The organism is Streptomyces sp. H51, assembly GCF_035656535.1.
Classification (GTDB): Bacteria; Actinomycetota; Actinomycetes; order Streptomycetales; family Streptomycetaceae; genus Streptomyces.
Genome location: NZ_JAYMHD010000066.1, coordinates 150,460 through 175,447, shown reverse-complemented (window position 1 = coordinate 175,447; position 24,988 = coordinate 150,460). Strand labels below are relative to the sequence as shown.

Annotated in this window: 23 protein-coding genes and 1 pseudogene; 12 read left to right on the top strand and 12 right to left on the bottom strand. The window is 73.8% G+C overall.

The annotated features are described in order from the left end of the window. The first annotated feature begins 357 nt into the window (after positions 1-357). Positions 358-1,056 (top strand): glycoside hydrolase family 75 protein, encoded by a 699-nt coding sequence (locus VKA29_RS22810; RefSeq protein WP_324787802.1) that lies wholly within the window; start codon positions 358-360, stop codon positions 1,054-1,056. A gap of 227 nt (positions 1,057-1,283) precedes the next feature. On the opposite strand, the gene VKA29_RS22805 is transcribed toward VKA29_RS22810, so the two are convergent. From VKA29_RS22805 to dhaK, 3 genes are read right to left on the bottom strand one after another with little or no spacing between them, the layout of a single operon-like run. Further along, on the bottom strand, positions 1,284-1,721 hold the full coding sequence (locus tag VKA29_RS22805; RefSeq protein ID WP_324787801.1) for a PTS fructose transporter subunit IIA: 438 nt from the start codon (positions 1,719-1,721) through the stop codon (positions 1,284-1,286). Beyond that, a complete protein-coding gene (dhaL, locus tag VKA29_RS22800) occupies positions 1,714-2,313 on the bottom strand; it encodes a dihydroxyacetone kinase subunit DhaL (RefSeq protein ID WP_324787800.1) in 600 nt (199 codons plus the stop codon). The genes VKA29_RS22805 and dhaL overlap by 8 nt, the downstream gene beginning before the upstream one ends. 45 nt (positions 2,314-2,358) lie before the next feature. Next, entirely contained in the window at positions 2,359-3,351 is a 993-nt protein-coding gene (gene dhaK, locus VKA29_RS22795) for a dihydroxyacetone kinase subunit DhaK (protein ID WP_324787799.1), read from the bottom strand. 480 nt (positions 3,352-3,831) lie between these two features. Between dhaK and VKA29_RS22790 the strand changes: the two genes are divergently transcribed. Next, positions 3,832-5,418, top strand: coding sequence for a ubiquinol-cytochrome c reductase cytochrome b subunit (locus tag VKA29_RS22790; RefSeq protein ID WP_324787798.1), 1,587 nt, complete (start codon positions 3,832-3,834; stop codon positions 5,416-5,418). Between the two features lie 82 nt (positions 5,419-5,500). Here VKA29_RS22790 and VKA29_RS22785 read toward each other — a convergent pair. Then, positions 5,501-5,840: pseudogene (locus VKA29_RS22785) on the bottom strand (SDR family oxidoreductase); the annotation flags it as partial. 394 nt (positions 5,841-6,234) lie between these two features. Between VKA29_RS22785 and VKA29_RS22780 the strand changes: the two are divergent. Further along, positions 6,235-7,158, top strand: coding sequence for a carbamate kinase (locus VKA29_RS22780; RefSeq protein WP_324787797.1), 924 nt, complete (start codon positions 6,235-6,237; stop codon positions 7,156-7,158). Between the two features lie 330 nt (positions 7,159-7,488). Here the strand turns inward: VKA29_RS22780 and VKA29_RS22775 are convergent, their stop codons facing one another. Further along, on the bottom strand, positions 7,489-8,064 hold the full coding sequence (locus VKA29_RS22775) for a hypothetical protein (RefSeq protein ID WP_324787796.1): 576 nt from the start codon (positions 8,062-8,064) through the stop codon (positions 7,489-7,491). 139 nt (positions 8,065-8,203) lie between these two features. Beyond that, on the bottom strand, positions 8,204-8,596 hold the full coding sequence (locus VKA29_RS22770; RefSeq protein WP_324787795.1) for an STAS domain-containing protein: 393 nt from the start codon (positions 8,594-8,596) through the stop codon (positions 8,204-8,206). 250 nt (positions 8,597-8,846) lie between these two features. Between VKA29_RS22770 and VKA29_RS22765 the strand changes: the two genes are divergently transcribed. The 6 genes from VKA29_RS22765 to VKA29_RS22740 all read left to right on the top strand — a co-directional run bounded on the left by VKA29_RS22765 (position 8,847) and on the right by VKA29_RS22740 (position 14,354). After that, positions 8,847-9,917 (top strand): zinc-dependent alcohol dehydrogenase family protein, encoded by a 1,071-nt coding sequence (locus VKA29_RS22765; protein ID WP_324787794.1) that lies wholly within the window; start codon positions 8,847-8,849, stop codon positions 9,915-9,917. A gap of 30 nt (positions 9,918-9,947) precedes the next feature. Next, positions 9,948-10,619, top strand: a complete 672-nt coding sequence (locus VKA29_RS22760) for a helix-turn-helix domain-containing protein (RefSeq protein ID WP_324787793.1) — start codon at positions 9,948-9,950, stop codon at positions 10,617-10,619. 124 nt (positions 10,620-10,743) lie between these two features. Next, positions 10,744-11,190, top strand: a complete 447-nt coding sequence (locus VKA29_RS22755; RefSeq protein ID WP_324787792.1) for a pyridoxamine 5'-phosphate oxidase family protein — start codon at positions 10,744-10,746, stop codon at positions 11,188-11,190. A 276-nt stretch (positions 11,191-11,466) separates the two neighbouring features. Next, on the top strand, positions 11,467-12,342 hold the full coding sequence (locus tag VKA29_RS22750; protein ID WP_324787791.1) for a universal stress protein: 876 nt from the start codon (positions 11,467-11,469) through the stop codon (positions 12,340-12,342). Positions 12,343-12,502: 160 nt separating this feature from the next. Beyond that, on the top strand, positions 12,503-13,120 hold the full coding sequence (locus VKA29_RS22745; RefSeq protein WP_324787918.1) for a hypothetical protein: 618 nt from the start codon (positions 12,503-12,505) through the stop codon (positions 13,118-13,120). A 355-nt stretch (positions 13,121-13,475) separates the two neighbouring features. Then, positions 13,476-14,354: a universal stress protein gene (locus VKA29_RS22740; RefSeq protein ID WP_324787790.1), complete on the top strand. Its 879-nt coding sequence runs from the start codon at positions 13,476-13,478 to the stop codon at positions 14,352-14,354. Between the two features lie 126 nt (positions 14,355-14,480). Here the strand turns inward: VKA29_RS22740 and VKA29_RS22735 are convergent, their stop codons facing one another. From VKA29_RS22735 to VKA29_RS22710, 6 genes are all read right to left on the bottom strand, one after another. Then, complete coding sequence (locus tag VKA29_RS22735) at positions 14,481-17,480, bottom strand: CHAT domain-containing protein (protein WP_324787789.1); 3,000 nt, start codon at positions 17,478-17,480, stop codon at positions 14,481-14,483. After that, entirely contained in the window at positions 17,480-18,352 is an 873-nt protein-coding gene (locus tag VKA29_RS22730; protein WP_324787788.1) for a hypothetical protein, read from the bottom strand. The genes VKA29_RS22735 and VKA29_RS22730 overlap by 1 nt, the downstream gene beginning before the upstream one ends. Beyond that, a complete protein-coding gene (locus VKA29_RS22725) occupies positions 18,349-18,690 on the bottom strand; it encodes a hypothetical protein (protein WP_324787787.1) in 342 nt (113 codons plus the stop codon). Before VKA29_RS22725 ends, VKA29_RS22730 begins: the two co-directional genes overlap by 4 nt. 114 nt (positions 18,691-18,804) lie before the next feature. Continuing rightward, positions 18,805-19,257 (bottom strand): pyridoxamine 5'-phosphate oxidase family protein, encoded by a 453-nt coding sequence (locus tag VKA29_RS22720; RefSeq protein WP_324787786.1) that lies wholly within the window; start codon positions 19,255-19,257, stop codon positions 18,805-18,807. Positions 19,258-19,567: 310 nt separating this feature from the next. Beyond that, positions 19,568-20,170, bottom strand: a complete 603-nt coding sequence (locus tag VKA29_RS22715) for a CBS domain-containing protein (protein WP_324787785.1) — start codon at positions 20,168-20,170, stop codon at positions 19,568-19,570. Between the two features lie 89 nt (positions 20,171-20,259). Further along, positions 20,260-20,658 (bottom strand): hypothetical protein, encoded by a 399-nt coding sequence (locus VKA29_RS22710; RefSeq protein ID WP_324787784.1) that lies wholly within the window; start codon positions 20,656-20,658, stop codon positions 20,260-20,262. A 279-nt stretch (positions 20,659-20,937) separates the two neighbouring features. Here VKA29_RS22710 and VKA29_RS22705 point away from each other — a divergent pair, with 279 nt between their 5' ends. From VKA29_RS22705 to VKA29_RS22695, 3 genes are all read left to right on the top strand, one after another. Then, positions 20,938-21,630 carry a response regulator transcription factor gene (locus VKA29_RS22705; protein ID WP_324787783.1) on the top strand — a complete coding sequence of 231 codons (693 nt, stop codon included), beginning with the start codon at positions 20,938-20,940 and terminating at the stop codon, positions 21,628-21,630. A 138-nt stretch (positions 21,631-21,768) separates the two neighbouring features. Next, positions 21,769-22,785: a type I glyceraldehyde-3-phosphate dehydrogenase gene (gene gap / locus VKA29_RS22700; RefSeq protein WP_324787782.1), complete on the top strand. Its 1,017-nt coding sequence runs from the start codon at positions 21,769-21,771 to the stop codon at positions 22,783-22,785. 112 nt (positions 22,786-22,897) lie between these two features. Further along, a complete protein-coding gene (locus tag VKA29_RS22695) occupies positions 22,898-24,640 on the top strand; it encodes a GAF domain-containing protein (RefSeq protein WP_420718538.1) in 1,743 nt (580 codons plus the stop codon). Positions 24,641-24,988: the final 348 nt, after the last annotated feature.

Genomic DNA, 24,988 nt, shown 5'->3' with positions numbered 1-24,988 from the left:
TGCCTCCAGGGGCGGTACGGCGATATTGGTCCGGACCAATATGGCGGCGCGGGTGGGATCACGGCAAGAGGCCGTCATTGGTGGGCTGCCGCGGGAGTTACGTATGCTGAAGCTCTTCACGGCGAACTTCCCATGAGGGCTGGGGAGTTCTCGCCGGTGGCGCGGGCCGCTGTCGTCGCTGATCCCGCGCCGGACGCGGGCGGCCGGGCAGCCGGAGCCGACGCAGGCTCAGGTGCCCGGCCCCTGTCCGGGTACAGGGTTGCACCATACGGCCCCCCAGCGGTGGCCGCGCGCCGGGAAGGTCATCAGAGTGGGCCGGGTGTCTGTCAGTGTCCCCCCAGGAGAGGCTTCCCCATCGTGCGTGTCCAGTCGCTGACGCTGGCCGCGGCAAGCGCCGCCCTGCTCGCTCCGACGGTCCCCCCGGCCACCGTTCAGATCCGCGTCCAGCAGGCGCCGGCGGCGTGGCGGCACACCCCGGTCACCGCCGCCGCCCTGCTGGCCAGGGCGCGGCCCTGTGTGCAGGTCTCACGGGGCCGCTACCGCACCGACGTCGGCCGTCCCGCGGACATCCGGGTCTGCGGCACCCGCGACGCGGTCTACTGGAAGGCCGACCTGGACATCGACTGCGACGGGCGTCCCGGCCCGCGCTGCAACGGCGACACCGATCCCGCCTTCTCCACCGCCACCGCCTTCACGCAGTCCGACGGCCGTCATCTGAGCGCCGAGCGCGTGCCGTACATCGTGGTGCCCGCCGCCAGCCGCATCTGGGACCACCGCAGGCACGGGATCCGCGGCGGGTCGGTCGCCGCCGTCGTCTACCGCGACCGCGTGCAGTACGCGGTGGTGGGCGACATCGGCCCGAAGGGCATCATCGGCGAGGCGTCCTACGCCACCGCCGCGGGCCTCGGCATCCGCCCGGATCCGCAGGGCGGCGGTGTGTCCTCCGGGGTCACCTACATCGTCTTCAAGCGGTCCCTCGCGCGCCCCGTCCAGAGCCGCGGCGCGGTCGTGACGGCGGGGGAGCGGCTGGCCCTGAAGTTCATGACCGGCCGGTGACGCGGCAGCCGACCACCGGGACCGCCGGACGGCTGCCCGGCCATCGGCTGCCGACCGCCCGGCCGGCGGCTGCCGGCAGGACCGCGCCGTCGACGCCGCTCGCCGCGTCCGGGGCGAGGAACCCCACGGCGGCGGCCCGCGCCCGGACCCGCTGCCGTGTGCCGGCCACCGCGGGGAACGAGCGCGTGAGCGCCCCGGAGCGCGCGCCGCGGCCGGGTGCCGGTCCGCTACACCTTCCGGTACGTGTACGCCTCCATGGCCGCCGCCTCCACGGCGTCGAGGCCGGCGCCCGTCGCCGCGGTGACGACGGCGGCCACCGCGCCCTCGACGAACGGGGCGTCCACCAGGCGTGTGCCGTCGGGCAGTTCGTCCTCCTCCGCGAGCAGCGCCTTCACGGTGAGGACCGCGCTGCCCAGATCGGCCAGCACCGCGACGCCGGCGCCCCGGTCCACGGACCCGGCCGCCGCGGAGATCAGTCCGGCGCTGGTGCCCATACCGCCGTCCTCGGTGCCGCCCGCCGCCGCGACCGGCACCGACGCCACGCCGCCCGCGAGGGCCTTCGCCAGTTCGGCCACGGCCGCGGCCACCTCCGCGCTGTGCGACACCAGTACGATGCCTACCGTCTTCGCGCCCTTCTGGTCCGTCTCGCCCCCGCCGTCACGCACCGGCGGCCTCCGCGAGCCCCGCGACGAGCAGCGCCGACGACGTGGCGCCGGGATCCTGGTGGCCGATGCTGCGCTCACCCAGATAGCTCGCCCGGCCCTTGCGGGCCCGCAACGGCGTCGTCGCCAGCGCCCCCTCCTCGGCGGCGGACCGCGCCGCGGCGAAGCCGTCGCCGAGTGCCTCCACGGCCGGCACCAGCGCGTCGATCATGGTCTTGTCGCCCGGGGCGGCGCCCCCGAGCGCCATGACCGCGTCCACCCCGGCCCGCAGCGCCTCGGACAGCCCTGCCTCGCTCACCTCCCGGCCGTCCCCGAGCGCCTTGCCGGTCCGGCGCAGCAGCGTGCCGTACAACGGCCCCGACGCGCCGCCGACCGTGGAGATCAGCTGCCGCCCGGCGAGCGTGAGGACCGCGCCCGGCGTGTCCGGGGCCTCCTTCTCCAGCACGGCGACGACGGCCTTGAACCCGCGCTGCAGATTGCTGCCGTGGTCGGCGTCGCCGATGGGGGAGTCGAGGGCGGTGAGCCGTTCCGCCTCGCGGTCCACGGACGCGGCGGTGACCGTCATCCAGCGGCGGAAGAAGTCGGCGTCGAGCACGGGATCTCCTTGTGTGGTGGGTGGGTCGGCGCGGGGCTTCGCCGGTCACATGCCCCAGCGCAGCGCCGGGGTGCGGACCGGCGCGTCCCACAGCCTGAGCAGTTCCTCGTCGATCTGGCACAGGGTCACCGAGGCGCCGGCCATGTCGAGGGAGGTGACGTAGTTGCCGACGAGCGTGCGGGCGACGGCGACACCGCGCTCGGCGAGCACCCGCTGCACCTCGGCGTTGAAGCCGTACAGCTCCAGCAGCGGAGTCGCGCCCATGCCGTTGACGAGGACCAGGACGGGATTGCGCGGGGAGAGGTCGTCCAGGACGGCGTGCACGGCGAAGTCGGCGATCTCGCGCGAGGTCATCATCGCCCGCCGCTCCCGGCCGGGTTCGCCGTGGATGCCGACGCCCAGCTCCAGTTCGCCGGCCGGCAGGTCGAAGGTGGGGCTGCCCTTGGCCGGCGTGGTGCACGCGGTGAGCGCCACCCCGAAGCTGCGCGCGTTGTCGTTGACCTGCCGGGCGATCGCCTCCACCCGCTCCAGCGGCTGCCCCTCGTCCGCGGCGGCGCCCGCGATCTTCTCCACGAACAGCGTCGCCCCGGTGCCGCGCCGCCCGGCCGTGTACAGGCTGTCGCTCACCGCCACGTCGTCGTCGACGAGCACCTTGGCGACCTGGATGCCCTCGTCCTCGGCGAGTTCGGCCGCCATGTCGAAGTTGAGCACGTCACCGGTGTAGTTCTTCACCACGAACAGCACCCCCGCACCGCTGTCCACGGCCGCCGCCGCCCGCACCATCTGGTCCGGGACCGGAGACGTGAACACCTCGCCCGGGCACGCCGCCGACAGCATCCCGGGGCCCACGAACCCGCCGTGCAGCGGCTCGTGCCCGGACCCGCCGCCGGAGACCAGGGCGACCTTCCCGGCCACCGGAGCGTCCCGCCGCACGATCACGCGGTTGTCCACGTCGACGGTCAGCTCGGGGTGGGCGGCCGCCATGCCCCGCAGTGCGTCCGCGACCACGGTCTCAGCGACGTTGATCAGCATCTTCATGACAATCTCCTAGTCGGCTCACTTCGGTGACGCTGTGTCAGGCCCTGCGACGGATCGACGGCGTGCGGCTGGAGTCCTCCACAGGCAGTATCGGCGTTGCGGCGGTCAAGGTCACGTGAGGCGAGAACCGAGCGAGCCACTGACGGGCGCACCTGCCGGGCGACGCGGCATCACGTCGAGATGCGATACCCGTTTCACCATGTTCTCGACACTGTGATCCGCGATCGCCGCGGCGCCGGTCCGGAGCACGGGTCAGCACCTGCCGACGGAGCCGAGCAGGCGCGTCGCGCTCCGGACGCCGTTCGGTCCCCCCGCGGGCCGGCGTCCGGGGGGTTCGGGCAGGACCGCTGAGCGCGGTCACCGGCCGGCTGCTTCCGGAGCGGCACCGACGGCACCCGAGACGGTGTCATGTCACATCTTCGCGCGACGCGCGGTCGTAAGGGAGTCGGAAGTTGGCGGACCTGACTCGGGAGTGGTGTCGTGAAGGAATCGGGTGAAAGGGTCGCCGAGTGGGCGGGAGCGCGGCTGGGGCACCGCGGCCGGGCCCGGGGCGCACTGCGGAAGGCGTTTCCGGATCACTGGTCGTTCCTGCTGGGGGAGATCTGCCTCTACAGCTTCGTCGTCCTCGTCATCACGGGCGTGTACCTGACCTTCTACTTCCACCCGTCGTCGGAGCAGGTGGTCTACGAGGGCAGTTACGCGCCGCTGCGGGGTCAGCGGGTCTCGGAGGCGTTCGACTCCACGATGCGCATCTCCTTCGACGTGCGGGGCGGCCTGCTCATCCGGCAGGCACACCACTGGGCGGCACTGGTATTCGTCGCCGCCGTGGTCGTTCACATGATGCGTGTCTTCTTCACCGGCGCGTTCCGCAAGCCGCGCGAACTCAACTGGATCCTCGGCTTCTCCCTGCTGATCCTGGCCATGTTCGGCGGGCTCACCGGGTACGACCTGCCGGACGACCTGCTGTCCGGCACCGGGCTGGCGGTCGTGAACGGAACCATTCTGTCCGTGCCGGTCGTCGGCACCCACCTGTCGATGTTCGTCTTCGGCGGGCAGTTCCCGGGCGACGATCTGGTCGCCCGCTTCAACACCGTCCACGTCCTGCTGATCCCCGCCCTCATGACGGCTCTGATCGTCGCCCACGTGGTCCTGTCCCTCCGCCACCGGCACGCCCAGCACCCCGGGCCGGGACGCACCGACGAGAACGTCGTCGGCATACCCGCCAAGGTCCGTCTCGTGAAGTCGGCGGGATACTTCTTCCTGGTGGCCGGCGTGATCTTCTTCGTCGCGGCCGTGGCGCAGATCAACCCCGTCTGGCTGTACGGCCCCTACCGGCCGGACCAGGTCTCGGCCGGATCGCAGCCCGACTGGTACATGGGCGTGGCCGACGGTCTGCTGCGGGTCATGCCCGGCTGGGAGATCAGCGCCTGGGGGCACACGCTCGCCCTCGACAACCTGGTTCCGCTGGTGGCGGGCGTCGTTCTCTTCCTCGCGATGGGCGCGTACCCGTTCATCGAGGCATGGGTGACCGGCGACGACCGGGAACGGCACCTCCTCGACCGGCCACGCAACCGGCCCGTGCGCACCGCACTGGGCGCCGCCTGGCTGAGCGCGTACCTGGTGGCACTTTTCGGAGCGGCGAACGACCTGATCGCCACCCGGCTCCACGTCTCCGTCGACGCCGTCACGTGGGCGGTCCGCGTCGGCCTGTTCGCCGTACCGCTCATCGTCTGGTTCGTTGCCGAACGCTGGGCCCTCGGCCTGCAACGACGCGACCGCGACAAGGTGCTGCACGGCCGGGAGACGGGCATCGTCAAGCGTCTGCCGCACGGGGAGTACGTGGAGGTGCACGAACCTCTCGGCCGGGAAGAACTGCACGCGCTGACCGCGCACGAGCAGTACGCCCCGCTCACCCTGCCGGCCGACGGCAACGGCACCGGCGGAGCTCACGGCGGCCCCACACGCGCGCAGCGACTGCGGGTCCGGCTCAGCCGAGGTTTTTACGGCGAGGGTTCCCAGATCATCAAGCCGACCGAGCAGGAACACAGGGAAGTCACCCGTTCCTAGATTTCGCGGGGTGGGCCGGACAGCAGCGAGGGGGCGGCCCCCGAAAAGGGGCCACCCCGGCCGTACCGCTCACTGCCGCCGCTCACCGCTGCTGCGCGGCCCAGTCGGCGATCCGCGTCCGGGCGAGCCGCGCGTCGGGACCGGGCAGCAGGGTGGTCTCCTGGAGCCACCTCCACCACGCCGTTGACCGGCGTGCCGACGGCGGTGCGGCCCACGGCGGCGGCCACGTCGTCGGAGTGGACTGGCTGGATCCTGACCGGGGCCAGACGCACGGTGCCGCCTTCGGTCGCGGCGTCCGAGATGCCCTTCATGAACTCGAAGAACCGCGTCGAGTGGACGATGGAGAACGGGATCCCGGACTCCCTGATCAGGTCCTCCTGTGCCTGCTTGGCACGGAAGTGGCCGCTTTCCCGGAGCCGTTCTCCCCAGCCGAGTGGTGGTCACCCCCTACTGGCCGGACGGCCGGCGGGTGTGTGACAGCGGGCGCGGAACGGGAACCGGCGTCGGCCGGCGCGGGTGTCGGCGCCGTGCACCGTGTTCCGGGTGTGTACGGGGTTCCCGGGTGGGCTCGACCCGGCCTGCCGGATCGAGCCCGGTGGCGGCGGCCCTGGAGGCCCACCGGGGCCGACGGCGGGCTGGAACTCGTCCGAGGCAGCGCGGGACAGGGGCCGGGCGGCCGTACGACCCGGGACCAACGGGCACGTCCGGGGACCTGCGGCCGCTCACCCGGCCCGGTCCCGCGCAGCAGGATCGATCCCGCAAGGCACACCCGCCGGCACCCACCTGCGCAAGCGGGGCATCGTGGAGGGCTGAACCATGCGTATCGTCGTCGCTCTCGGCGGCAACGCCCTGCTGCACCGGGGCGAACGCCCGGACGCGGAGATCCAGACGGCCAACATCGTCCGGGTGGCCACCGCGATCGCCGCGCTCGCCCAGGACAACGAGCTCGTCATCACCCACGGCAACGGCCCCCAGATCGGCATGCTGGCGATGGAGAGCGCGAGCGACCACGCACTGAGCGCTCCCTATCCGCTGGACCTGCTCGGCGCCCAGACCCAGGGCCTGATCGGCTCCCTGCTGGTGCGGGCCCTGCACGACGCGCTGCCCGGCCGCAAGATCGCCTCGGTGGTCACCCACACCCTGGTCCGGGCCGACGACCCGGCCTTCGCCCGGCCCGACAAGTTCGTCGGTCAGGTGTACTCGCGCGAGCACGCACGGGCACTGGCCAGGGAGCACGGCTGGCACATCGCCCAGGACACCGGCGGCTGGCGCCGGGTGGTCCCGTCACCGGCGCCCGAGCGGTTCCTGGAGACGCCCACCATCCACGACCTGCTCGCCTGCGACACGCTGGTGGTGTGCGCCGGCGGCGGGGGCGTACCGGTCGTCGCCGACCGGGTCACCGGGGGGCTCAGCGGGGCCGAGGCCGTCGTCGACAAGGACCTCACCGCGGCCCTGCTCGCCGAGGACCTCAAGGCCGACTTCCTGCTGATCCTCACCGACGTACCGTGCGTGTACGCCGATTTCGGCACCCCCGAACAGCGCCCCGTCCTCGACGTCACCCCCACCGAGCTGCGCCGCGGCGGTTTCCCCGCCGGGTCCATGGGGCCCAAGGCCGAGGCCGCCGCCCGCTTCGTCGCCCGCACCGGCGGGCTGGCCGCCATCGGCGCCCTGGACGCCGCGTACGAGATCGTGCACGGCCGCTCCGGCACGCTGGTCCGCCCGGACCTGACGGTGAGCTGAGGCCGGACCTCGGTCCCGAGACCGGGAGGAGGCCCGTGCACCCCGCCGTCCGGGGTGCACGGGCCTCCTCCCGGTCTCGGGGCGGACAGGGTCCGGCGGTCCGGCGGCTCGGCAGGTGCGGGACGGGATCGTGCGGTGGCGGTGGCGGTGGCGGTGGCGGGGCGTGGTCGCGTGGTCGCGTGGTCGTGAGGCGGCGGTCGCGTGGGCGCGGGCGCGCGGTGGTGGTCGCGTGGGCGCCGAGGAGCCCGTGCCTCGCGGGGGCGGGGGCACGGGCTGGAGGGTTCTCGGCCGGGGGCGGGGCGGCGGCTCGGCCAGGGCCGGGGCGCCGGGTCAGCCGGTCTTGTGGCCCCAGGTGGGTCCGACCAGGTCCCATTCCCTGCCCCACTCGTCGAAGCGCCTGCGGTCCAGGCGCCAGCGGGCCAGCGCGCCCGCGCCGAAGACGGTGCCCGCGACGGCCAGCGCGGCGGCCCCGCCCAGCAGACCCGCCTCGAGACGGGCCTCCGTGGGCCCGGGCGGCTGGGTGGTGAGCGCGTCCCGGCCGTCCAGCCAGACCACGACCCGGGTGCCGGCCTTCTGACCGGCGTCCACCAGGGTCCTGCCGGTGCGGGTGGCGCCGTCCGCCGTCGTCCAGCGGACCCGGGCCGGTATCCGCTCGGCCGTCACCCCGGCCGACGAGGCGCCCGGTACGTCGGCGAGCAGGACGGCGCGGGTGGAGTGCCGTTCCGCACGCTGCTGGGCGAGCACGTCACCGGCGGCACCGGCGGTGACCAGCCCGGCGACGGCTCCGCCGACGGCGATGACCGCCCACACGGCGAGCACGATCCACGCCTCGACGATGTCCTCGTGGCGCCGCAGAGCGTTGCTCCGGAACCGCCACAGCCTCTTCCTTCCAGACCTGCCGCCCATTGTCCTGCCCCTCCTCCTCGTGGTCACGGCACGACCGTGCCACCTGGCGGGGCGTGCGGGGATGGGCCGGTCAGGCGCCTTCCCGGGGTCCGACCGGGACCCACCTCCCCGTGGCGCTGGGCCGTTCAGCCCCCAGACCTCAGCCCGCGGCGGCGGACAGGCCCACTGGCTCCGGGCCCGGGGTGAGGGCCTCGGACAGGCGGGTACACACGTGGAAGACGCCCGCCAGGCCGGCGGGGCGCAGCAGTCGAAGGAAGCCGGGGTCGTCGGAGACCAGCCGCAGCCGGCCGTCCCGCGCCAGGACGCGGTTGCGCACCCGGCACAGCACTCCCAGGCCGGAGCAGTCGATGAAGGACACCGCCCGCAGGTCCACCACCACGTCGGGGCTCGGCGACGACGTCAGCGCGTCGAGCCGCGCCGACAGGGACGGCGCCACGAGCAGGTCGATCTCGCCGCGCAGCGCCACGACGGTCCTCCCGGCGACGGTGCGCACGGTGGGGTCCGGGGTGCGACTGGAGTGGGTTTCGGCCATGGTCAAAGACAAGCCGTCCGGGGCCCGCGCGAGGAAGTGCCGATCGGCCCACCGTGCCGCGCCGGGACTGGGCCGGACGGGCCGGACCGGGCCGCTGAGGACCCGTCCGGCGGCGCCCGCAGGGCCGACCGGCCCATGCGGGCAGGGCCGTGACGGCCCAAGCTGAACCTGCGGGGCAATCCCGGCGCCGCAGCGGCATCCGGTGACCCCGGACCCACGGGCCCGGGGAACCGAGGAGGGAAAGATCGCCATGAAGGGCTATGTCTTCCACGGCCCCGGTCAGTCCTCCTGGGAGGACGTCCCGGACCCCGGCATCCAGGAGGCGACCGACGCCATCGTCCGCGTCGACGCCGTCACCATCTGCGGCACGGACCTGCACATCCTCAAGGGCGACGTGCCCGAGGTCCGGCCAGGCACCGTCCTCGGCCACGAGGCGGTCGGCGAGGTCGTCGAGACCGGCAGCGACGTGCGCACCGTACGGCCGGGGGACCGGGTCGTGGTCTCCTGCGTCAGCGCCTGCGGACGCTGCGCCTACTGCCGTACGGGGATGTACGGCCAGTGCCGGGGCGGCGGGGGCTGGATCCTCGGCCACCTGATCGACGGCACCCAGGCCGAGTACGTGCGCGTGCCCTACGCCGACCTGTCCGTTCACGCGCTGCCCAGCACGCTGGACGCCACCCAGGCCGTGCTCCTGGCGGACATCTTCCCCACCGCCTACGAGGTGGGCGTCCTCAACGGGAAGGTACGGCCCGGCGACACCGTGGTCGTCGTCGGGGCGGGCCCGGTCGGACTGGCCGCGATCGCCACCGCCCGGCTGTTCAGCCCCGAACGCATCGTCGCCGTCGACCTGGCCCCCGCCCGGCTGGACGCGGCCAAGCGGCTCGGCGCCGACGCCGTGGCCGACGCCCGCGAGGCGCCCGAGCAACTGATCGCCGACCTCACCGACGGACTCGGCGCCGACGTCGTCATCGAGGCCGTCGGCATCCCGGCGACCTTCGAGATGAGCACGCGCATGGTGCGCCCCGGCGGGCACGTCGCCAACGTCGGCGTGCACGGCAAACCCGCGACGCTGCACCTGGAAGACCTGTGGATCAAGAACGTGACCATCACCACCGGCCTGGTCGACACCAACACCACGCCGACCCTGCTGCGGATGGCGGCCGCCGGCCGGCTGCCCGTGCAGGCGCTGGTCACCCACACCTTCCCGATGCACGAGATGCAGGAGGCGTACGACGTCTTCGCGCGCGCCGCGGACACCGGCGCCCTGAAGGTGGTGCTCGGTGAGGAGAGCCACGAGACCGTCGCCGTCCGGACGGCCTGACACCGACGTGACCGGAAGGGGTGACGGGGAATGACACCAGCGGGTCCCGGCGCGCCGAACGCCCTCGCGGCGGGCGACCTCGGGCGCCGTCTCGCACGCAGGCGCAACCGTCTCGGGCTCAGCCGCGAGGAGACGGCCGCCCGGGCCGGCGTGGCCCCCGGATACCTCCAGTACCTGGAGGAGCAGCCGGCCGCCGCACCGGGCACCGGCACCCTGCTGAGGCTCGCGGAGGTCCTCGGCACCACCATCACGGAGCTCACCGGCGGCGAGGCCGACACGCCGCCCGGCCCCGGCCGGGCGGCCCGCCACGCGGAGTTCACCGAACTCAGCGTCCAGGAGTGCCGCGCACTGCTGTCCACGCACGGCGTGGGACGCATCGCGGTGCCCACCGTCGAGGGACCCCTGGTGGTCCCCGTCAACTACAGCCTCGTCGACGGCGCGATCGTCTTCAGCACCTCGCCGGGCACCGTGCCGGCGCAGGCGGCCGGCTGCCGGGTGGCGTTCGAGGTCGACCGCATCGACGACGTCTTCAGCCAGGGCTGGAGCGTGCTGGTCCGCGGCCTCGCCCGGACCGTGACCGACCCGGACGAGGTGCGCCGGCTGGTCGAGGGCTCCTACAGCGAACCCTGGGCCGGCGGGCGGCGCGAGGTGTGGGTGCGCATCGAGCTGCTCGCTCTGACCGGGCGCCGGATCACCGTGTGAAAGGGCTGTTGTCCATCCTGGTCGGGACCCATGGCCCTAAGCCGGCGGTCCCGGCCGACACATGATGGACCTGTTCCCATACCGCCGCACAGAGCGGTCCCCACGCGCTGAAAGACGGCCGGCCATGTACCCCAACGACGGATTCCGCGAACTCGATCGGCAGGAGTGCCTGCGTCTGCTGGCGAAGGTGCCCGTCGGTCGCATCGTCCACACGCGCAAGGCCCTGCCGGCGGTGCTGCCGGTGAACTTCTGCCTCGACGGGGACGGCGCCGTGCTGCTGCGCACCTCGGCGGCCTCCGAACTGGTGCGGGCGATCGACCAGGCGGTCGTCGCGTTCGAGGCGGACGAGGTCGACGCGGTCGCCCACTCCGGCTGGAGCGTCGTCATCACCGGACGGGCCGCGGTGGTCACCGACCCCGTACGGCACGAGATCCTGGCCCGTACCGGCCCCCGCTCGTGGGTGGCCTCGCCGCGGGAGGTCTTCGTCCGCATCGAGCCGGAGCTGGTCACCGGACGCGAACTGGTCGCCGGACGCACCCTGTACGGCGTCGATCTCGACATCCCCGCCTGAGCTTCCCCGATCAGGGCCTGTCCCGGCATGACCGCCGGACAGGCCCTGCGTCCGTTCCGGGCCCTGGGACCGTCGGCCCTCCCACGAGGGGCCGTACGGCATGCCCGTCGGTTCCCGCGGGCCCTGCCCCGCGGCGCCCCCGTACCGCGAGCATCGGACCCGTAGCCGTAGCCGTAGCGGGATTCCCGCGAGCCGTCCGACGGGGCACCCGCCCCGGTACCGGCGGCCCCTTCCCGCCGCACGAGAAGACAACGGCACCAGAAGGGAAACGGGACAATGACTCTCCACCACGTGGTCGTCGGCGTGGACGGCACGCCGGCCGCCGTACGGGCCCTGGACCTCGCCGCGGACGACGCCGCACGGCGCTCCGCCGAACTGCGCGTCGTCTACGCCGTGCCCGACCGCGACGAGGCGGGACCGATCCTGTCGTCGGCCGCCTCGCGCATCCGCGAACGCCACCCCGGCCTGCGGGTCGTCACCACGGCCGCGCAGGGCGGCGCGGTCCAGGCACTGGCCGCCGAGAGCGAGGGCGCCGCCCTCACCGTCGTCGGCACCCGCGGCTTCGGCGGGGTCACCGGGACCCTGTTCGGCTCGGTGAGCCTGCGGCTGGCCGCGCAGGTGCACGGTCCCCTGATGATCGTCCGCGGGGACCACGTCTGCCACGGGGAGACCGCCGGGGCCGACGCGGGCGAGCACCTCGGCACCGGTCACGAGGTGCTCCTCGGCCTGCAGGACGACACCGACGTCACCGCGGCGGGCTTCGCGTTCGAGGAGGCGGAGCGCCGCGGCGTGTGGCTGCGCGTCCTGCACTCCTGGGAGCGCCCGCACGTCACCCCGGAAATGCCGTCGCTGGTGCCGGCGACGAGCCCCGGCCAGCGGCGCATGGCGCAGCACGACCGGGCGGAGGAGGCGGTGGCGCGCTTCAGCCTCGCCCGGCTGCAGGAACAGCACCCCACGGTGGGCGTCGACGCCCGCACGGTGCGCTCCGGCGCCGCCCAGGCGCTGCTGGAGGCAACCCGCGAGGCCGCCGTCGTCGTGATCGGCTCGCACGGTCGCGCCGGCCGGCTCGGCCCGCACCTCGGCACGGTCGCGCACACCCTGCTGCACCACGCCCACTGCCCGGTGGTGCTGGTCCCCTCTGCGGACCGGTGACGGGCGCTGTGCCGGGCCCCAACTGGTCCGGCACAGGGGGCCGTTCGGACTGTGCGGTCAGGCCTTGCAGCCCCTGCGGCAGCCGCCGCGGCCGCGAGACATTGAAGGTGCAACAAGGGCTCGGAAAGCCCGGGCGAAACTCTCGGAGGGGATGACGATCATGGCAGTCCACAACCACCCGCAGCGTCTTCACGGGTTCCACTTCTCGTTCCAGCGCAAGGCCGCCACCACCCCGCAGACCGTGGACACCGCGGCATCGACGGCGATCGTCGCGCAGGCTCTCGCCGGGCTGCGACTGCTGACCGGCTTCGTCTTCCTGTGGGCGTTCCTCGACAAGACCTTCGGCTTCGGCTACGCCACCCCGTCGGGCAAGGGCTGGATCGACGGCGGTTCGCCCACGAAGGGCTTCCTGAGCTCGGTGGCGGTCGGTCCGATGGAGTCGACGTTCCACGACTGGGCCGGCGCCGGCTGGGCGGACTGGATGTTCATGCTGGGCCTGCTGGGCATCGGCCTGGCGCTGGTCTCGGGAGTGGCCCTGCGGCTCGCGGCGGTGGCGGGCACGCTGATGATGGCCTTCATGTGGATGGCGGAATGGCCGCCGGCCAAGCACCTCTCGGACGGGTCGCTGAGCATGTCGACCAACCCGTTCGCCGACTACCACGTGATCTACGCCGCCGTCCTGATCGCCCTGGCGGCAGCGGGCGCCGGCGCCACCTGGGGCCTGGGCAAGGTGTGGGCGCGGCTGCCCTTCGTCAGCCGTAACCGCTGGCTCCTCTGACCGCTCGATGCGCACCGGACCGGGGCGCCGCCTCTGAGGGAACCACCTCAGCGGCGGCGCCCTTCGCATGCCCCGCGCCGACCGCGCCACGCGGCCCGCGGCACCGAGCGGACCAGCGGTGCACCGCGGGCCGGGGCACCGCGCCGGGCGCCGGAGCCCGGCACCGGGGGCGCCGTGTTGAGCGGCGCCGCCCCCGCGTCGTACGGGCTGACAGCGCGTCGCAAGGGCTGCCCAGGGGACGGGGCCGGGCGCGGCGGAGGGGCGGGACCATCAGGGGCCACTCGGGGACCAGTGGACCTGTCCGGGGCGGGCGGCGGGACAGCACAGTGGGGTCCGACACGAAGGAGGCCCGATCATGTTCCGCACCGTCACCGTCGGCCTGGACGGCTCGCCCGAGAGCCTCGCCGCCGCCGACTGGGCAGCCAGGGAAGCCCGGTTGCGGGCGGCCGTGCTGCGCGCCGTGTACGCCGGGGAGCAACAGCCCTCCGCCTACGTGCCGTTCGCGGGAGAGGCGGTCGCACAGCCCGACGAGGACCGCACCGAGCGGATGCTGCGGGAGGTCCGGGCGTCGCTGACCCACCGCCATCCCGGACTGGACGTCACCGCCGAACGGCTCGCCGGCCGGCCCGCCGCCGCCCTGGTGGAGGCGGCCGGGGAGACCGACCTGCTGGTCATCGGGTCCCGGGGGCTGGGCCGGGCCGCCGGTCACCTGCTCGGCTCCGTCGCCTCGGCCGTGACGGGCCGGGCCGACGCGCCCGTGGTGCTCGTACGGGCCGGCGCCGAGGCCCCGGGCGAGCACCGGCCGGACGCGGACGGCACCCCCTCGGCGGCCACCCCCTACCGCGACGTCGTCCTCGGCGTCGAGCTGGCCGACCGCACCGGTGACGCCGTACTGGACTTCGCCTTCGACGCCGCCCGGCGCCGCGCGACCGGCCTGCGGGTGGTCCACGGCCGCCGGCTGCCGTCGCACGCCGACACGTCCGCGCGGCCGGAGGACGGGCCGGAGAGCCTGCTGCGGCCCTGGCGGGAGAAGTTCCCCGATGTCGAGGTCACCGAGGAGGCCGTGGTCGGACACGCGGGAGCGCACCTCGTCGACGCCTCGCGGGACGCCTCACTGATCGTGATCGGCCGCAGGAACCGCCGGAGCGCGACCGCCGCCCGCCAGGTCGGGCCGGTCACCCAGGAGGTGCTCCGCCACGCGGTCGCCCCGGTGGCCGTGGTGCCGCACGACTGAGGACCCCGGCACCGGCCGCACGGCCGGCGCGCGGCTGAGCCCTGGAGCCGGCCGAACGGAACATGCCCGGGGCCGCCGCACCCCGTCCGGGCCGGTCGTGGGCAGGCGGGCGCTGATCGGCGCGAGTCAGGGCCCCACGTGGAGATGAGACGCCCAGAGGTCGGGTCTGTCGGGGTGGGCTCGGCGGATCTCCGTGGTGGCCGAGTGAAGGGCCCGGGCGGCGTCGTCGGGACCGTGGGCGGCGATGAGGGCGTAGAAGTGCTCGGCGATGTCGGACGCGACCCCGTCGTCGACGGGCCAAAGGGTGCCGATGACGTGGCGGAAGCCTGCCAGGTGGAACGCGGCGGTCATGTGCATCGCTTCGTCGGCGCCGGTGAAGACCACGTCGCTGGTGGCGCAGGCCGACAGGTAGGCGAGGTCGGCGTCCAGACGCCCCGGCAGGTCTCGCGGGGTGAGCGGCCTGTCGTGGAGAAGCAGACGGCTCAGGGTGGGGACGCGCGTGTCGGGCTCCGCGTGGCAGGCGAAGTGGACGATCCGGGCGCGATGCAGCGCGGCGAGTACGGCGCTGCGGGTGGCCTGCTCGTTGTGCAGGACGGTGGCGCCGAGCAGGCGGGTGAGACTGTTCGCCTCGGAGACGGCGCCCGCCAGGAAGGCCTGGCCGGGCGTTCGGCTCATGGCGACCGCGAGGGCTTCGCCCGGCGGAGCCGGGGCGCGGCGGGCGGCAGGCATGGCGCGGACGGTGGGCAGGTAGGAGGACATGGTTCCGGCCATGACGGAGTCTTCGCCGTCGCCCGCCGCGTGCAGGGGGAAGAGCGCCATGATGCCCGCCGGGCACCACCACAGGCGGGAGCCGTTCCATCCCGTCGCGGTCAGCGCATCGAGCACGGGGCGGCCGACCGTGTGCCAGAGCCAGCCGAGGACGCCGACGAGGTCCTCGCACGCCCGGGATGCGAGGGCGTCGTGCAGGACGTCGAGCCGGGCCCGGGCCTCGCCGAGGGTGAGGCCGGGCAAGGAGACGGGGTGGACGCCCGAGGGAGTGACCAGGAGCGCCAGACCGCCGGTCTCCACCGTGCTGACCGTGACGACGGGGCCGCGGCCGGTGTTGCCGCAGAGATCGCCGGCCGTGCTCCGCGGAGCGCCGCGCACGGTGTCGGCGAGGATGCCCCGCGCCCTCTCCAGCAGTTCGAGGGCGCGGTCGGGGCGGTGCGCCCTGACCGCGGCGTCGGCTGCCTTCGCGCCCAGCCCGGAGTGCACCTGCAGCATGAATTCGTTGTCCTCGTAGTACCTGCTGCGCTCGCCGAGATCGGGAAGCAGGGCGACGGCTGCCTCGAGGGCCTGGAGCCTTTCCGCCGCACCCGCTGGGGAAAGCTCGGCCAGTTCGGCCTGTTCGAGCCTGATCTGCAGCTGGGTCCTCGACGACAGACCGGGAAGGGCGACGGCCTCGGCGATCGCCGCTTTCGCCCGGTGGAGGTCGCCCGCGTCGTGGGAGCGGCCGAAACGCAGTCGGAGGGCGGCGCCGAGGTCCAGCAGACCGTCCGCCCGCGCGCCGGGAGGTGCGAGCTCCAGGGCGCGTTCGCCCGCCGCGACGGACTCGTCGAGCAAGGTGCTGTCGCCCGTCAGTTCGTACGCCTGCCAGAGCGCCGTGGCCAGCATCGCGTGCGGGTGGTGGCGGTCGGGTGCGCTTGCGGCGGCGGCGCGGAACAGCCGCACCGCCTCGGGCACGGCGCCCGGCTCACGGCGGCAGGTGAAGCGGGTGAACCAGACCCCGCCCAGCCCGGCCAGGAATCGGGAGCGACGGGGGTCGGTCGCCGTCAGCAGGTCGACGGCCGCCCGGCCGTTGGCGATGGCTCTGTCCAGGTCCTCGGTCGAGCCCGTCCGCCGGTACCAGTGCGTCTGGGCCTGGCTGAGGGCGTGCAGGGCCTCGGCCCGCGAGTGGGCATCGTCAGCGGGAAGTCTCCGTACGACGCGTTCCCTGCGCACGAGGGCCCGGTGCAGGCGCTCGCTGTCTCCCGTGCGCCGATACCGGGCGAATTCGATGTCCGCGGCGAGAGCGGTCAGGGGAAGCAGGCGCGGAAGACACATCCCGGCCTCGATCACCGCCGCCTCGGCCCGGTCGAGGTCTTCGGCGGCGCCCTCTCGCTCATAGCGCTGGAAATACAGCACGGCGAGATGCCACTGCAGGGTCGGGTGGTCCTTGTGGTTCCGCTGGACCAGCGCCTCGGCCTGCCGGGCTGCGGCGACCGCCTCGGGCAGGAAGCCGGGGTCCTTGGCGGCGGCGTACGAGAGGGCGCGCGAGAGAAGCAGCAGCCGGGTCGGCCGCCCGGGATCGGGGAGTGCGGCCGACTCCCGCAGCAGGCCGATGGCCCGGCCCGGATCCGGGGTGCTGGGATCGCGGAGGAACCGTTGAAAGAGCTTCTCGCCGTACACGAAGGCGAAGTAACTGCCGTCGGGGTCCCGCCCCGGAGAGAGTGCGGCCAGTTCCTCGGCGCACTCGAGCGCCGCCTCGTGGTCCGCCGTGTCACCGGTCGCTTCGTAGCGGTGCTCCAACGCCAGGAAGAGCTCGTGCAGAGTGACGCGGCGCTTGCGGCGGCCTCGCGGGACGAGACGCTTTCGCGCCACGGCGACTACCTGGTCCACTTCCCTCGTGTCACCCTGCCGTGCGGCGAGCAGCCGGACCGCCCGCACCATGGCGGTCATGCGGTCCACGCGCTGGGGATGGTCGTCGTCGGTGGCCATGACGATGCGCCGCCAGGCGAACGCCGCACGCCCGGCCTGCACCGGATCGGGCGAGTCGCGGGCGTCCTGCCGCAGCAGTTCCGCCTCGCAGACGCCGAACTCCGCGAGGAAGGAGAGCATGTCCGGTGGCAACGCCATGTCGCTGTACAGCAGGCAGGGAGTGAGCGCCATGACGGCCGAGCGCAGGTCGGTCGGCTCGTGCGCCGCCAGGTAGCGGTAGAAGAAGAAGATCCCGAGTATCCGGGACGCCTCGGTGGCTTCACCGTCCCACTCCGCCCAGGCTTCGGCGAGGTGATCGTGCATGCCGTCGGCGAGGGTGAGCCGCACATCATCGGCCGAGTGCACCCGTTCGACACAGGCCGCGAGTTCCCGTACAGCACGAGAAACCATCAGGTCGTCCCCACTGAGGTCCGGTCGCGCGCCCACGCGCGCTGGTGACGGATGACGGCCACGAACGCCCGGACCGCGAGCCAGAACGCGGGTGCCAGGACGACCGTGACGAGCGGCTGGGGTACCGGGAGGAACAGGGCGATCTCACCGACAGCCAGGCTCACGCCCGAGACGACCGACGCGGAGGTGACAGGGCGACGCAGGACGACGGGCAGGAGACACGCCGACAGGCACACCGCGCTCACCACGAGCGCCGGCGCATCGTCCCGGATGCCGGGGGCCGTCGCCGCCACCGCGATGGCGAGCAGGACAGCCGCGTCGGCCGCTGCCCGGCGGCGAATGCCGCGATCGAGGAAGAGGGCCCTGAACAACCAGCCGAACTCGCCCGCGACGCCTGCCGCGCAGACGGCCAGGACCGTCCAGCGGGCGCCGGTGAGGGGGCCGCGCGGCACGCAGGCGACGAGCAGCCCGGTGAGCAGCGCGACGATCCCGGCATGGTAGAAGCCGCGCGCCGCGTTCGCCCAGCGGTGGGCCTGCAGCAGGTGGCTGCGCTGCATCCCCAGCAGGAAGGGGGTCGGAACTCCGTCCGTCTGCTCACCGGGGAACCACTGCAGAAGGTCCCCCGGCGTGCACACGTAGCGCCGGGTCCACGCCGTTGCCTGGACGGTCGCGATCTGCAGCAGGCCGGCCGCGACGAACAACGCCAGCGACGCGTCCGGCCACCGGCTGACGGCCACGGGGCCCGGGACGGACGACTGCAGCGCCAGCACCGCCAGCGTGAAGCTGCCTCCGGCGAGCAAGGGGGCGGCCATCCCGCCGACCGCCTGGATGCTCTCCAGGTAGCCCATCGGGACGGGCGGCCGCCAGCTCACGTTCCCGCCCGCGGGCACTGTTCGGTGTGATCGCCGTCCACCCCGCCGCAGGAGCAGTAGTAGCCGCGCCCGGCGACTCCCCGTACGGCGGCGGTCTCCCGCTCGAAGGTGATCCGCGGCGAGGGAAGGGCCAACGCGTCCGCGACTGCGTCCCCGAGAGCGATCAGGTCGGTCGTCCCCGGGATCGTGACCGGCAACCGGATGTCACCGGGGTCGACGCCGATCGTCCCGTCCAACTCCGCACCGAACGGGGCGAGCACGGCGCCGATCAGCGCCGTGTCGGGTCGTTCGGCGTGCTGCCACGCCCCGCGCAACCGTAATATCAGCTCTTCACGCACGGGGTCATGATGACAAGCCATCGCCCACGACGGTGCTGATTCCGGCCATCCGCCCGGGCCGCCGCGCCCGGTGAGCCGGACCGGTCGGCCCGGGGGCCCGGGGGCCTTCTCGGCTCAGGTGTCGGCGGGGGTCAGGCGGATGCCGGTGACGAGGTCCGGGCGGATGCGGACGGCGAAGTCCATGGCCCGGCCGACCCAGGGATGCAGCATCGACTGGTAACGGGTCAGCAGCACCGGGTCGGTGACCAGATGGGCGTAGCCGGTGACCACCACGCTCCAGCCCAGGTGGGTCGCGGGGTCGATGGTGTCGGCCTCGTAGGCGACGACCACGCCCGGCGAGCCGGCCTGCCGGGTGCGGGAGGTCAGGGCCGCGCCCTCGTGGGTGCGGATGACGATGTCCCCCTCGTCGAGGACGTGGTTGACCGGCCGGATGGTCGGCAGCGCGTGCTGCGTGAAGACGATTCTGCCGAAGGAGACGCTGCCCAGCAGCTGAAGAGCCTCGGCGCTGTCGAGCGCGACGCTGTGGCGGGGGCCGACGGGGATCGGCTGGGCTTGGTCGAGGGCCATGGGCGGCGTCCGTACGTTCACTCGGCGGTCGGGCGTGGGTGGTGCGGGCTCGGTCGAGCAGCTCATTGCAGCGGGCGCGGGCGCGCTCGCGGTAGGGCCGTTCGGACCTTTCCATGGGTCCGGGCGGGCCCTTCCCACCACATCGGCTTTCCGTGCGGGCCCGCCCGCAAACAGGTGGGAGCGGCGCCACGGGGGATTGACGCCGCTCCCGATTCCACTGTGCCGCGATGCCCTCCGGCCGCCCAGGGCCGATGGTCCCCGCACCGGGTCCGACAGGCCCCGTGCGCCGCGCCGCGCAGGCCGGGCGGCGTCAGACTCCGGACGGCCGGGCGTCGTCGACGCGGTAGGTGAGGCCGTTGACGACGCCGACGACCCCCTCGACCCGGTACGCCGACCGCACCGCCGGAGGGATGTCGCTGCGCCGCTCCACCCGGCCCGCCAGCGTGACCATGCCGTCGCGGACGGAGACGGCGACCGCGTCGGGCGGCAGACCGAGGGCGCCGACCACGATCTCGTCGATGACCTGACGGCGTATCGTCCCGTCGGTGCGCAGGAAGACCCGCAGCAGGTCGCGCCGCGTGGCGATGCCGATCAGCCGGTCCTCCTCGTCGATCACGGGCAGCCGTTCGATGCCGTGCCGCTCCATCACGCGCGCGGCGTCGGAGACCGACTGCTCCGGGTGCACCGTGACCGCGGGCGTCGACATCAGCTCCCCGGCGGTCCGCCCGCCCTCCGGCGCGCGGGCCAGGTCGGTGCCCGAGACCATCCCGAGCACCTTGTCGTCGTGGTCGACGACCGGAAGGCCGCTGATCCGGTGCCGTTCCAGGAGCCGGACCAGCTCCCGTACGGGCGTGTCGCGGTGGGCCACCACGACCTCACCGGTCATCACCTCACCGACGGGATGCGGTTTCACGACGTCTTCCTCCTTGACCTCGCGGCCGGGTGCGGGAGTGGCGCGTCGTCCCGCCGTGACGGGACGGGCGCCGCTCCCGCCGCGGGCCCTCAGCCCTGCCGTGCGTCCGCCGGCCCGCCCCGCCACGGCGGGGGAGCGGCCGACCTGCGGGCGGTGGCCCAGCGGTCGGCGAGCCGGTCCAGCCGGCCGCGCAGCCGGTCCTGGAGCCGGTCGGCGAGTTCGTGGGCGCTCGCCTCGTCGGCGTGGACGACGAGCAGCTCGCTCCCGACCCGGATCTCGGCCGCGGCCGACCAGGGCTGTTCGACATGGTGCGCGGTGGCCTTGGCGATCCGTACCTCGCCGGTGACGGCCGGCAGACCCGGCCGGTCGAAGACCGTGTTCACCTTGGTCCGGACGTAGTCGAGGGTCGCCTCGTCCACGTGGCCCTCGGCCCTCACCTGTACGGCCTGGGTCGTGCGGGCGTCGGTACCGGTGTCCCTGGGAGTCATCTGCTCCACTCCTTCTGCGCTTTCGTGATCGGTTACAGCCTCTCCCGGGCCCCGGCCGGGCCCCAGGGGCCGCCCGGCCCCCGCACCCGGGCCGTCGGTCCCGGTACGCCGCCCAGGTGCGGGAACGTCGGTCCCGGGTACCCGGCAGCCGTGCGCGCGGAGCGCGAACCAGGGCCGACCGGCCCCTGGCCCGTCCGTCCCGGGACGACGAAGATCTGCTGGTGGACACGGTTCCGTCGCGCTGAGTACGGGACCACGAGACGTGACGAGGAGCATCTGATGGCGGACAGCCAGCGGCCCGGCCCCGGCGAACCGATCCGGGTCTTCCTGCTGGACGACCACGAGGTGGTACGGCGAGGCGTGCACGACCTGCTCAACGACGAGCCGGACATCTCCGTCGTCGGGGAGGCCGCGACCGCCGAGCAGGCGCTGGTCCGCGTCCCCGCGCTGCGCCCCGACGTGGCGGTGCTCGACGTACGCCTGCCGGACGGCGACGGCGTCAGCGTGTGCCGTGAACTGCGTTCGCGCATGCCGGAGTTGAGCTGCCTGATGCTGACCTCGTTCGACGACGAGGAGGCCCTGCTGGACTCGATCATGGCGGGCGCCGCCGGATACGTGCTGAAGCAGATCCAGGGCTCCGACCTGGTCTCCGCGGTGCGCACGGTCGCCTCCGGGCAGTCGCTGCTCGACCCGAGCGCCACCACGCGGCTCATGGCCCGCCTGCGCCACGACCAGCAGCACGAGGAGGAGCCGGACACGCTGCCGGGCCTGACCGACCGGGAACGGGAGATCCTCGCCCTGATCGGCGAGGGGCTGACCAACCGTCAGATCGGCCAGCGGCTGTTCCTCGCCGAGAAGACGGTGAAGAACCACATCTCCCGCCTGCTGGCCAAGCTGGGCGTGGAGCGGCGCATCCAGGCCGCGGTCATCGCCACCCAGGCCCAGGACCGGCTCCGGCAGCAGGGCCACTGACGTACCGTCCGGCGCGGCCGGTGGGTCCGAATGTCCCCCCGGCCGCCCCCGTACGGCCCATGCCGCGCCGGGCCCGTCCCGCGCAGGCTGGTACCGCATCCCGGACATCGCCGGGTTCCCAGGGGAGGACGAACGGACATGAACGTGCGCGTGGGCATCAACGGCTTCGGCCGCATCGGCCGCAACTACCTGCGTTGCGTGCTGGAGCGCGCCGAGACCAGCGGCACCCGGGTCGAGGTCGTCGCGGTGAACGATCTCACCTCCCCGGAGGCCCTGGCCCACCTGCTGGCCTACGACTCGACGTACGGCCGGCTGGGCCGCACCGTCGAGCACGACGACTCCTCGCTGACCGTGGACGGCCACCGGGTCGCCGTCAGAGCCGAGCGCGACCCGGCCGCGCTGGCCTGGGGCGACCTCGGCGTGGACGTCGTCATCGAGTCCACCGGCCGCTTCCGCACCCGGGAGACGGCCGGAGCGCACCTGGCGGCGGGCGCGCGCAAGGTCCTGCTGTCCGTGCCCGGCAAGGACGTCGACGCGACCGTGGTCATGGGCGTCAACGAGGGGACGTACGACCCCGCGCGGCACGACGTGGTCTCCAACGCCTCCTGCACCACCAACTGCGTGGCCCCCATGGTCAAGGTGCTCGACGAACGCTTCGGCATCGTCAAGGGCCTGATGACCACGATCCACGGCTACACCAACGACCAGGTCGTCCTCGACGGCCCCCACAAGGACCTGCGCCGCGGCCGCAGCGCCGCCGTCAACATCATCCCCACCAGCACCGGCGCCGCCCGCGCCGTCGGCCTGGTGCTGCCGGAGCTGGCCGGGACGCTGGACGGGATCGCCGTGCGCGTGCCGGTGGAGGACGGGTCGCTGACCGACCTGAGCCTGGTGCTGGAGCGGCCGGTGACCGCCGAGGAGATCAACGCCGCCTACCGGGAGGCCGCCGACGGTCCGCTGAAGGGCATCCTGCGGGTGTCCGACGCGCCGATCGTCTCGCGCGACGTGGTGGGCGACCCCTCCTCCTGCGTCCTGGACGCCCCGCTGACCCAGGCGCACGGCGAACTGGTGAAGGTCTTCGGCTGGTACGACAACGAGTGGGGCTACACCAACCGGCTGCTCGACCTCACCGAGCACGTCGCCGCCCGGCTCTGACGGCCTTGTCCGGCCCGGCGGGCAGCGGTCTCCGCGGGATCCCGTATCGTCCCCTTGCCTGGACCGTTACCGTGGCACGTGACCGGAACGGCAGGCCGACGGCACGCACGGCATGGGATGTGGAGGATCACGGGTGGGACGCTCCGAGGACGCCGGGGAGGCCCGCATTCGGCTTCCGCAGCTGAGGCTGGACGAGCTGCTGGAGGAGCTGCAGGCCCGGCTGGACGCGGCCCGCGGCACGCGCGACCGGGTGCACAGCCTCCTGGAGGCGGTGCTCTCGGTCGGCCGGGAGCTGGACCTGGAGCAGGTCCTGCACAGCATCGTGGAGGCCGCCGCGGCCCTGGTCGACGCCGAGTACGCGGCCCTCGGCGTGATCGGCCCCGACGGCAAGCGGCTGTCGGCGTTCTACACCGTCGGCGTCAGCGAGGACCAGATCGCCAGGATCGGCCCGTACCCGGAGGGCCACGGCATCCTCGGCGAACTCATCCGCCACCCCGCGCCGCTGCGGCTGGCCAAGATCTCCGAGCACCCGGCGTCGTACGGCTACCCGCCCCACCACCCGCCGATGAACACCTTCCTCGGCGTCCCCATCCGGGTGCGCGACCAGATCTTCGGCAACCTGTACCTCACCGAGAAGCGCGGCGGGATGCAGTTCGACGAGGAGGACGAGTCGGTCCTGTCGACCCTGGCCGTCGCGGCCGGCGTCGCGATCGACAACGCCCGCCTGTACGAGGAGTCCCGGCAGCGCGAACGGTGGCTGCGGGCCAACGCGGAGATCACCCACCGCCTGATGTCCGGCAGCGGGCGCAGCGAGGTGCTCGGCCTGATCGCCGGTCGGGCCATGGAGATCACCGGGGCGGCCCTGGCCGTGGTGGCGATGCCGATGGAGGACACCGACGCCCTCACCGTCGAACTCGCCGTCGGGGAGGAGGCGGAGACCCACCGCGGTCTGGTGCTGCCGGTGGACGACAGCCTGATCGGCGAGGCGTTCTCCAGCGCCGCCCCGGTCACCAGCCCGGACATCTCCCACGACGACCGGGTCTCCGCCGGGCCGCCGCGCTTCACCCGGCTCGGCCCGGCCGTCGCCGTACCCATCGGGACGGGTGAGGGCGGGGTGCGGGGCGTCGTCCTGCTGGTGCGCGAGACCGGTCAGATGGCGTTCTCCGAGAAGGAGATCGAACCGCTGCAGAGCTTCGCCGCGCAGGCCGCGATCGCCATGGAGCTGGCCGAACGCCGTCAGGACTCCGAGGAGATCGCGGTGCTCAAGGACCGCGACCGCATCGCCCGGGACCTGCACGACCTCGCCATCCAGCGGCTGTTCGCCACCGGCATGACGCTGCAGAGCGCCGGCCGCTTCATCGAGCACGCGGAGGCCGGGCAGCGGGTGGCGCGCGCGGTGGACGACCTGGACGAGACCATCAAGATCATCAGGTCCACGATCTTCGGCCTGCGGGCGCGTGACGGGGGCGCCGGGACCGGGCTGCGCGCCCGCGTCGTCCGGGCCGTCGGCGAGGCGTCGCCGGTGCTCGGCTTCGCGCCGAGCGTGCGCATGGAGGGCCTGGTCGACACCGACGTGCCCCGGGAGATAGCCGATCACGTCATCGCGGTCCTGTCCGAGAGCCTGACCAACATCGCCCGCCACTCCGGGGCCGACCGCGCGGACGTGGCCCTGGAGACCGACGGCCACGAGGTGCGGCTGAAGGTCTCCGACAACGGCGTGGGCATCCCGTCCGGCGGCCGTCGCAGCGGCCTGCGCAACATGGCCGAACGGGCGGAACAGCTCGGCGGCTCCCTGACGGTGGACTGCCCCGAGAACGGCGGCACGACCCTGGTGTGGCGGGTCCCGCTGGACTGACGGCACACGGCGCCGGGCGGCCCGCCCGGGGCGCCTTGCACGTGCTGTCCCGGCTGGGGGCGTCCGCACGTACTTTCCCCGCCCCGGGGGCGCTCTGCGTGTGCCGTCCCTCCCGCGGGCGGCCGGTGGACGCTGCCCAGGCAGGGGGCGGCCGGCCGGGGCGCCGTCCCGACGACGGTCCCGCCCGCTGCCCTCGGCGTCCCCGCCCCTGGCGCTCCCCAGGGGCGCCCGGCGGGTGTGCGCGCCCCGCGCGGGGTCCGAGCGGCCCCGTGAGCGGGGTCCTTCGGCCTCTGCTGCCCGCCCGCCGCGCGCGTGAGGCTGGTGGACCGGACCGGGTGGGGAAGGCAC

Bases quoted from the DNA above. Each gene is read 5' to 3' on its own strand.
- dhaK (WP_324787799.1), bottom strand. From the start codon at position 3,351: ATGAAGATGCTGATCAACGTCGCTGAGACCGTGGTCGCGGACGCACTG.
- VKA29_RS22780 (WP_324787797.1), top strand. From the start codon at position 6,235: ATGCGTATCGTCGTCGCTCTCGGCGGCAACGCCCTGCTGCACCGGGGC.
- VKA29_RS22775 (WP_324787796.1), bottom strand. From the start codon at position 8,064: ATGGGCGGCAGGTCTGGAAGGAAGAGGCTGTGGCGGTTCCGGAGCAAC.
- VKA29_RS22770 (WP_324787795.1), bottom strand. From the start codon at position 8,596: ATGGCCGAAACCCACTCCAGTCGCACCCCGGACCCCACCGTGCGCACC.
- VKA29_RS22765 (WP_324787794.1), top strand. From the start codon at position 8,847: ATGAAGGGCTATGTCTTCCACGGCCCCGGTCAGTCCTCCTGGGAGGAC.
- VKA29_RS22760 (WP_324787793.1), top strand. From the start codon at position 9,948: ATGACACCAGCGGGTCCCGGCGCGCCGAACGCCCTCGCGGCGGGCGAC.
- VKA29_RS22755 (WP_324787792.1), top strand. From the start codon at position 10,744: ATGTACCCCAACGACGGATTCCGCGAACTCGATCGGCAGGAGTGCCTG.
- VKA29_RS22750 (WP_324787791.1), top strand. From the start codon at position 11,467: ATGACTCTCCACCACGTGGTCGTCGGCGTGGACGGCACGCCGGCCGCC.
- VKA29_RS22745 (WP_324787918.1), top strand. From the start codon at position 12,503: ATGGCAGTCCACAACCACCCGCAGCGTCTTCACGGGTTCCACTTCTCG.
- VKA29_RS22740 (WP_324787790.1), top strand. From the start codon at position 13,476: ATGTTCCGCACCGTCACCGTCGGCCTGGACGGCTCGCCCGAGAGCCTC.
- VKA29_RS22735 (WP_324787789.1), bottom strand. From the start codon at position 17,480: ATGGTTTCTCGTGCTGTACGGGAACTCGCGGCCTGTGTCGAACGGGTG.
- VKA29_RS22720 (WP_324787786.1), bottom strand. From the start codon at position 19,257: ATGGCCCTCGACCAAGCCCAGCCGATCCCCGTCGGCCCCCGCCACAGC.
- VKA29_RS22710 (WP_324787784.1), bottom strand. From the start codon at position 20,658: ATGACTCCCAGGGACACCGGTACCGACGCCCGCACGACCCAGGCCGTA.
- VKA29_RS22705 (WP_324787783.1), top strand. From the start codon at position 20,938: ATGGCGGACAGCCAGCGGCCCGGCCCCGGCGAACCGATCCGGGTCTTC.
- gap (WP_324787782.1), top strand. From the start codon at position 21,769: ATGAACGTGCGCGTGGGCATCAACGGCTTCGGCCGCATCGGCCGCAAC.
- VKA29_RS22695 (WP_420718538.1), top strand. From the start codon at position 22,898: ATGGGATGTGGAGGATCACGGGTGGGACGCTCCGAGGACGCCGGGGAG.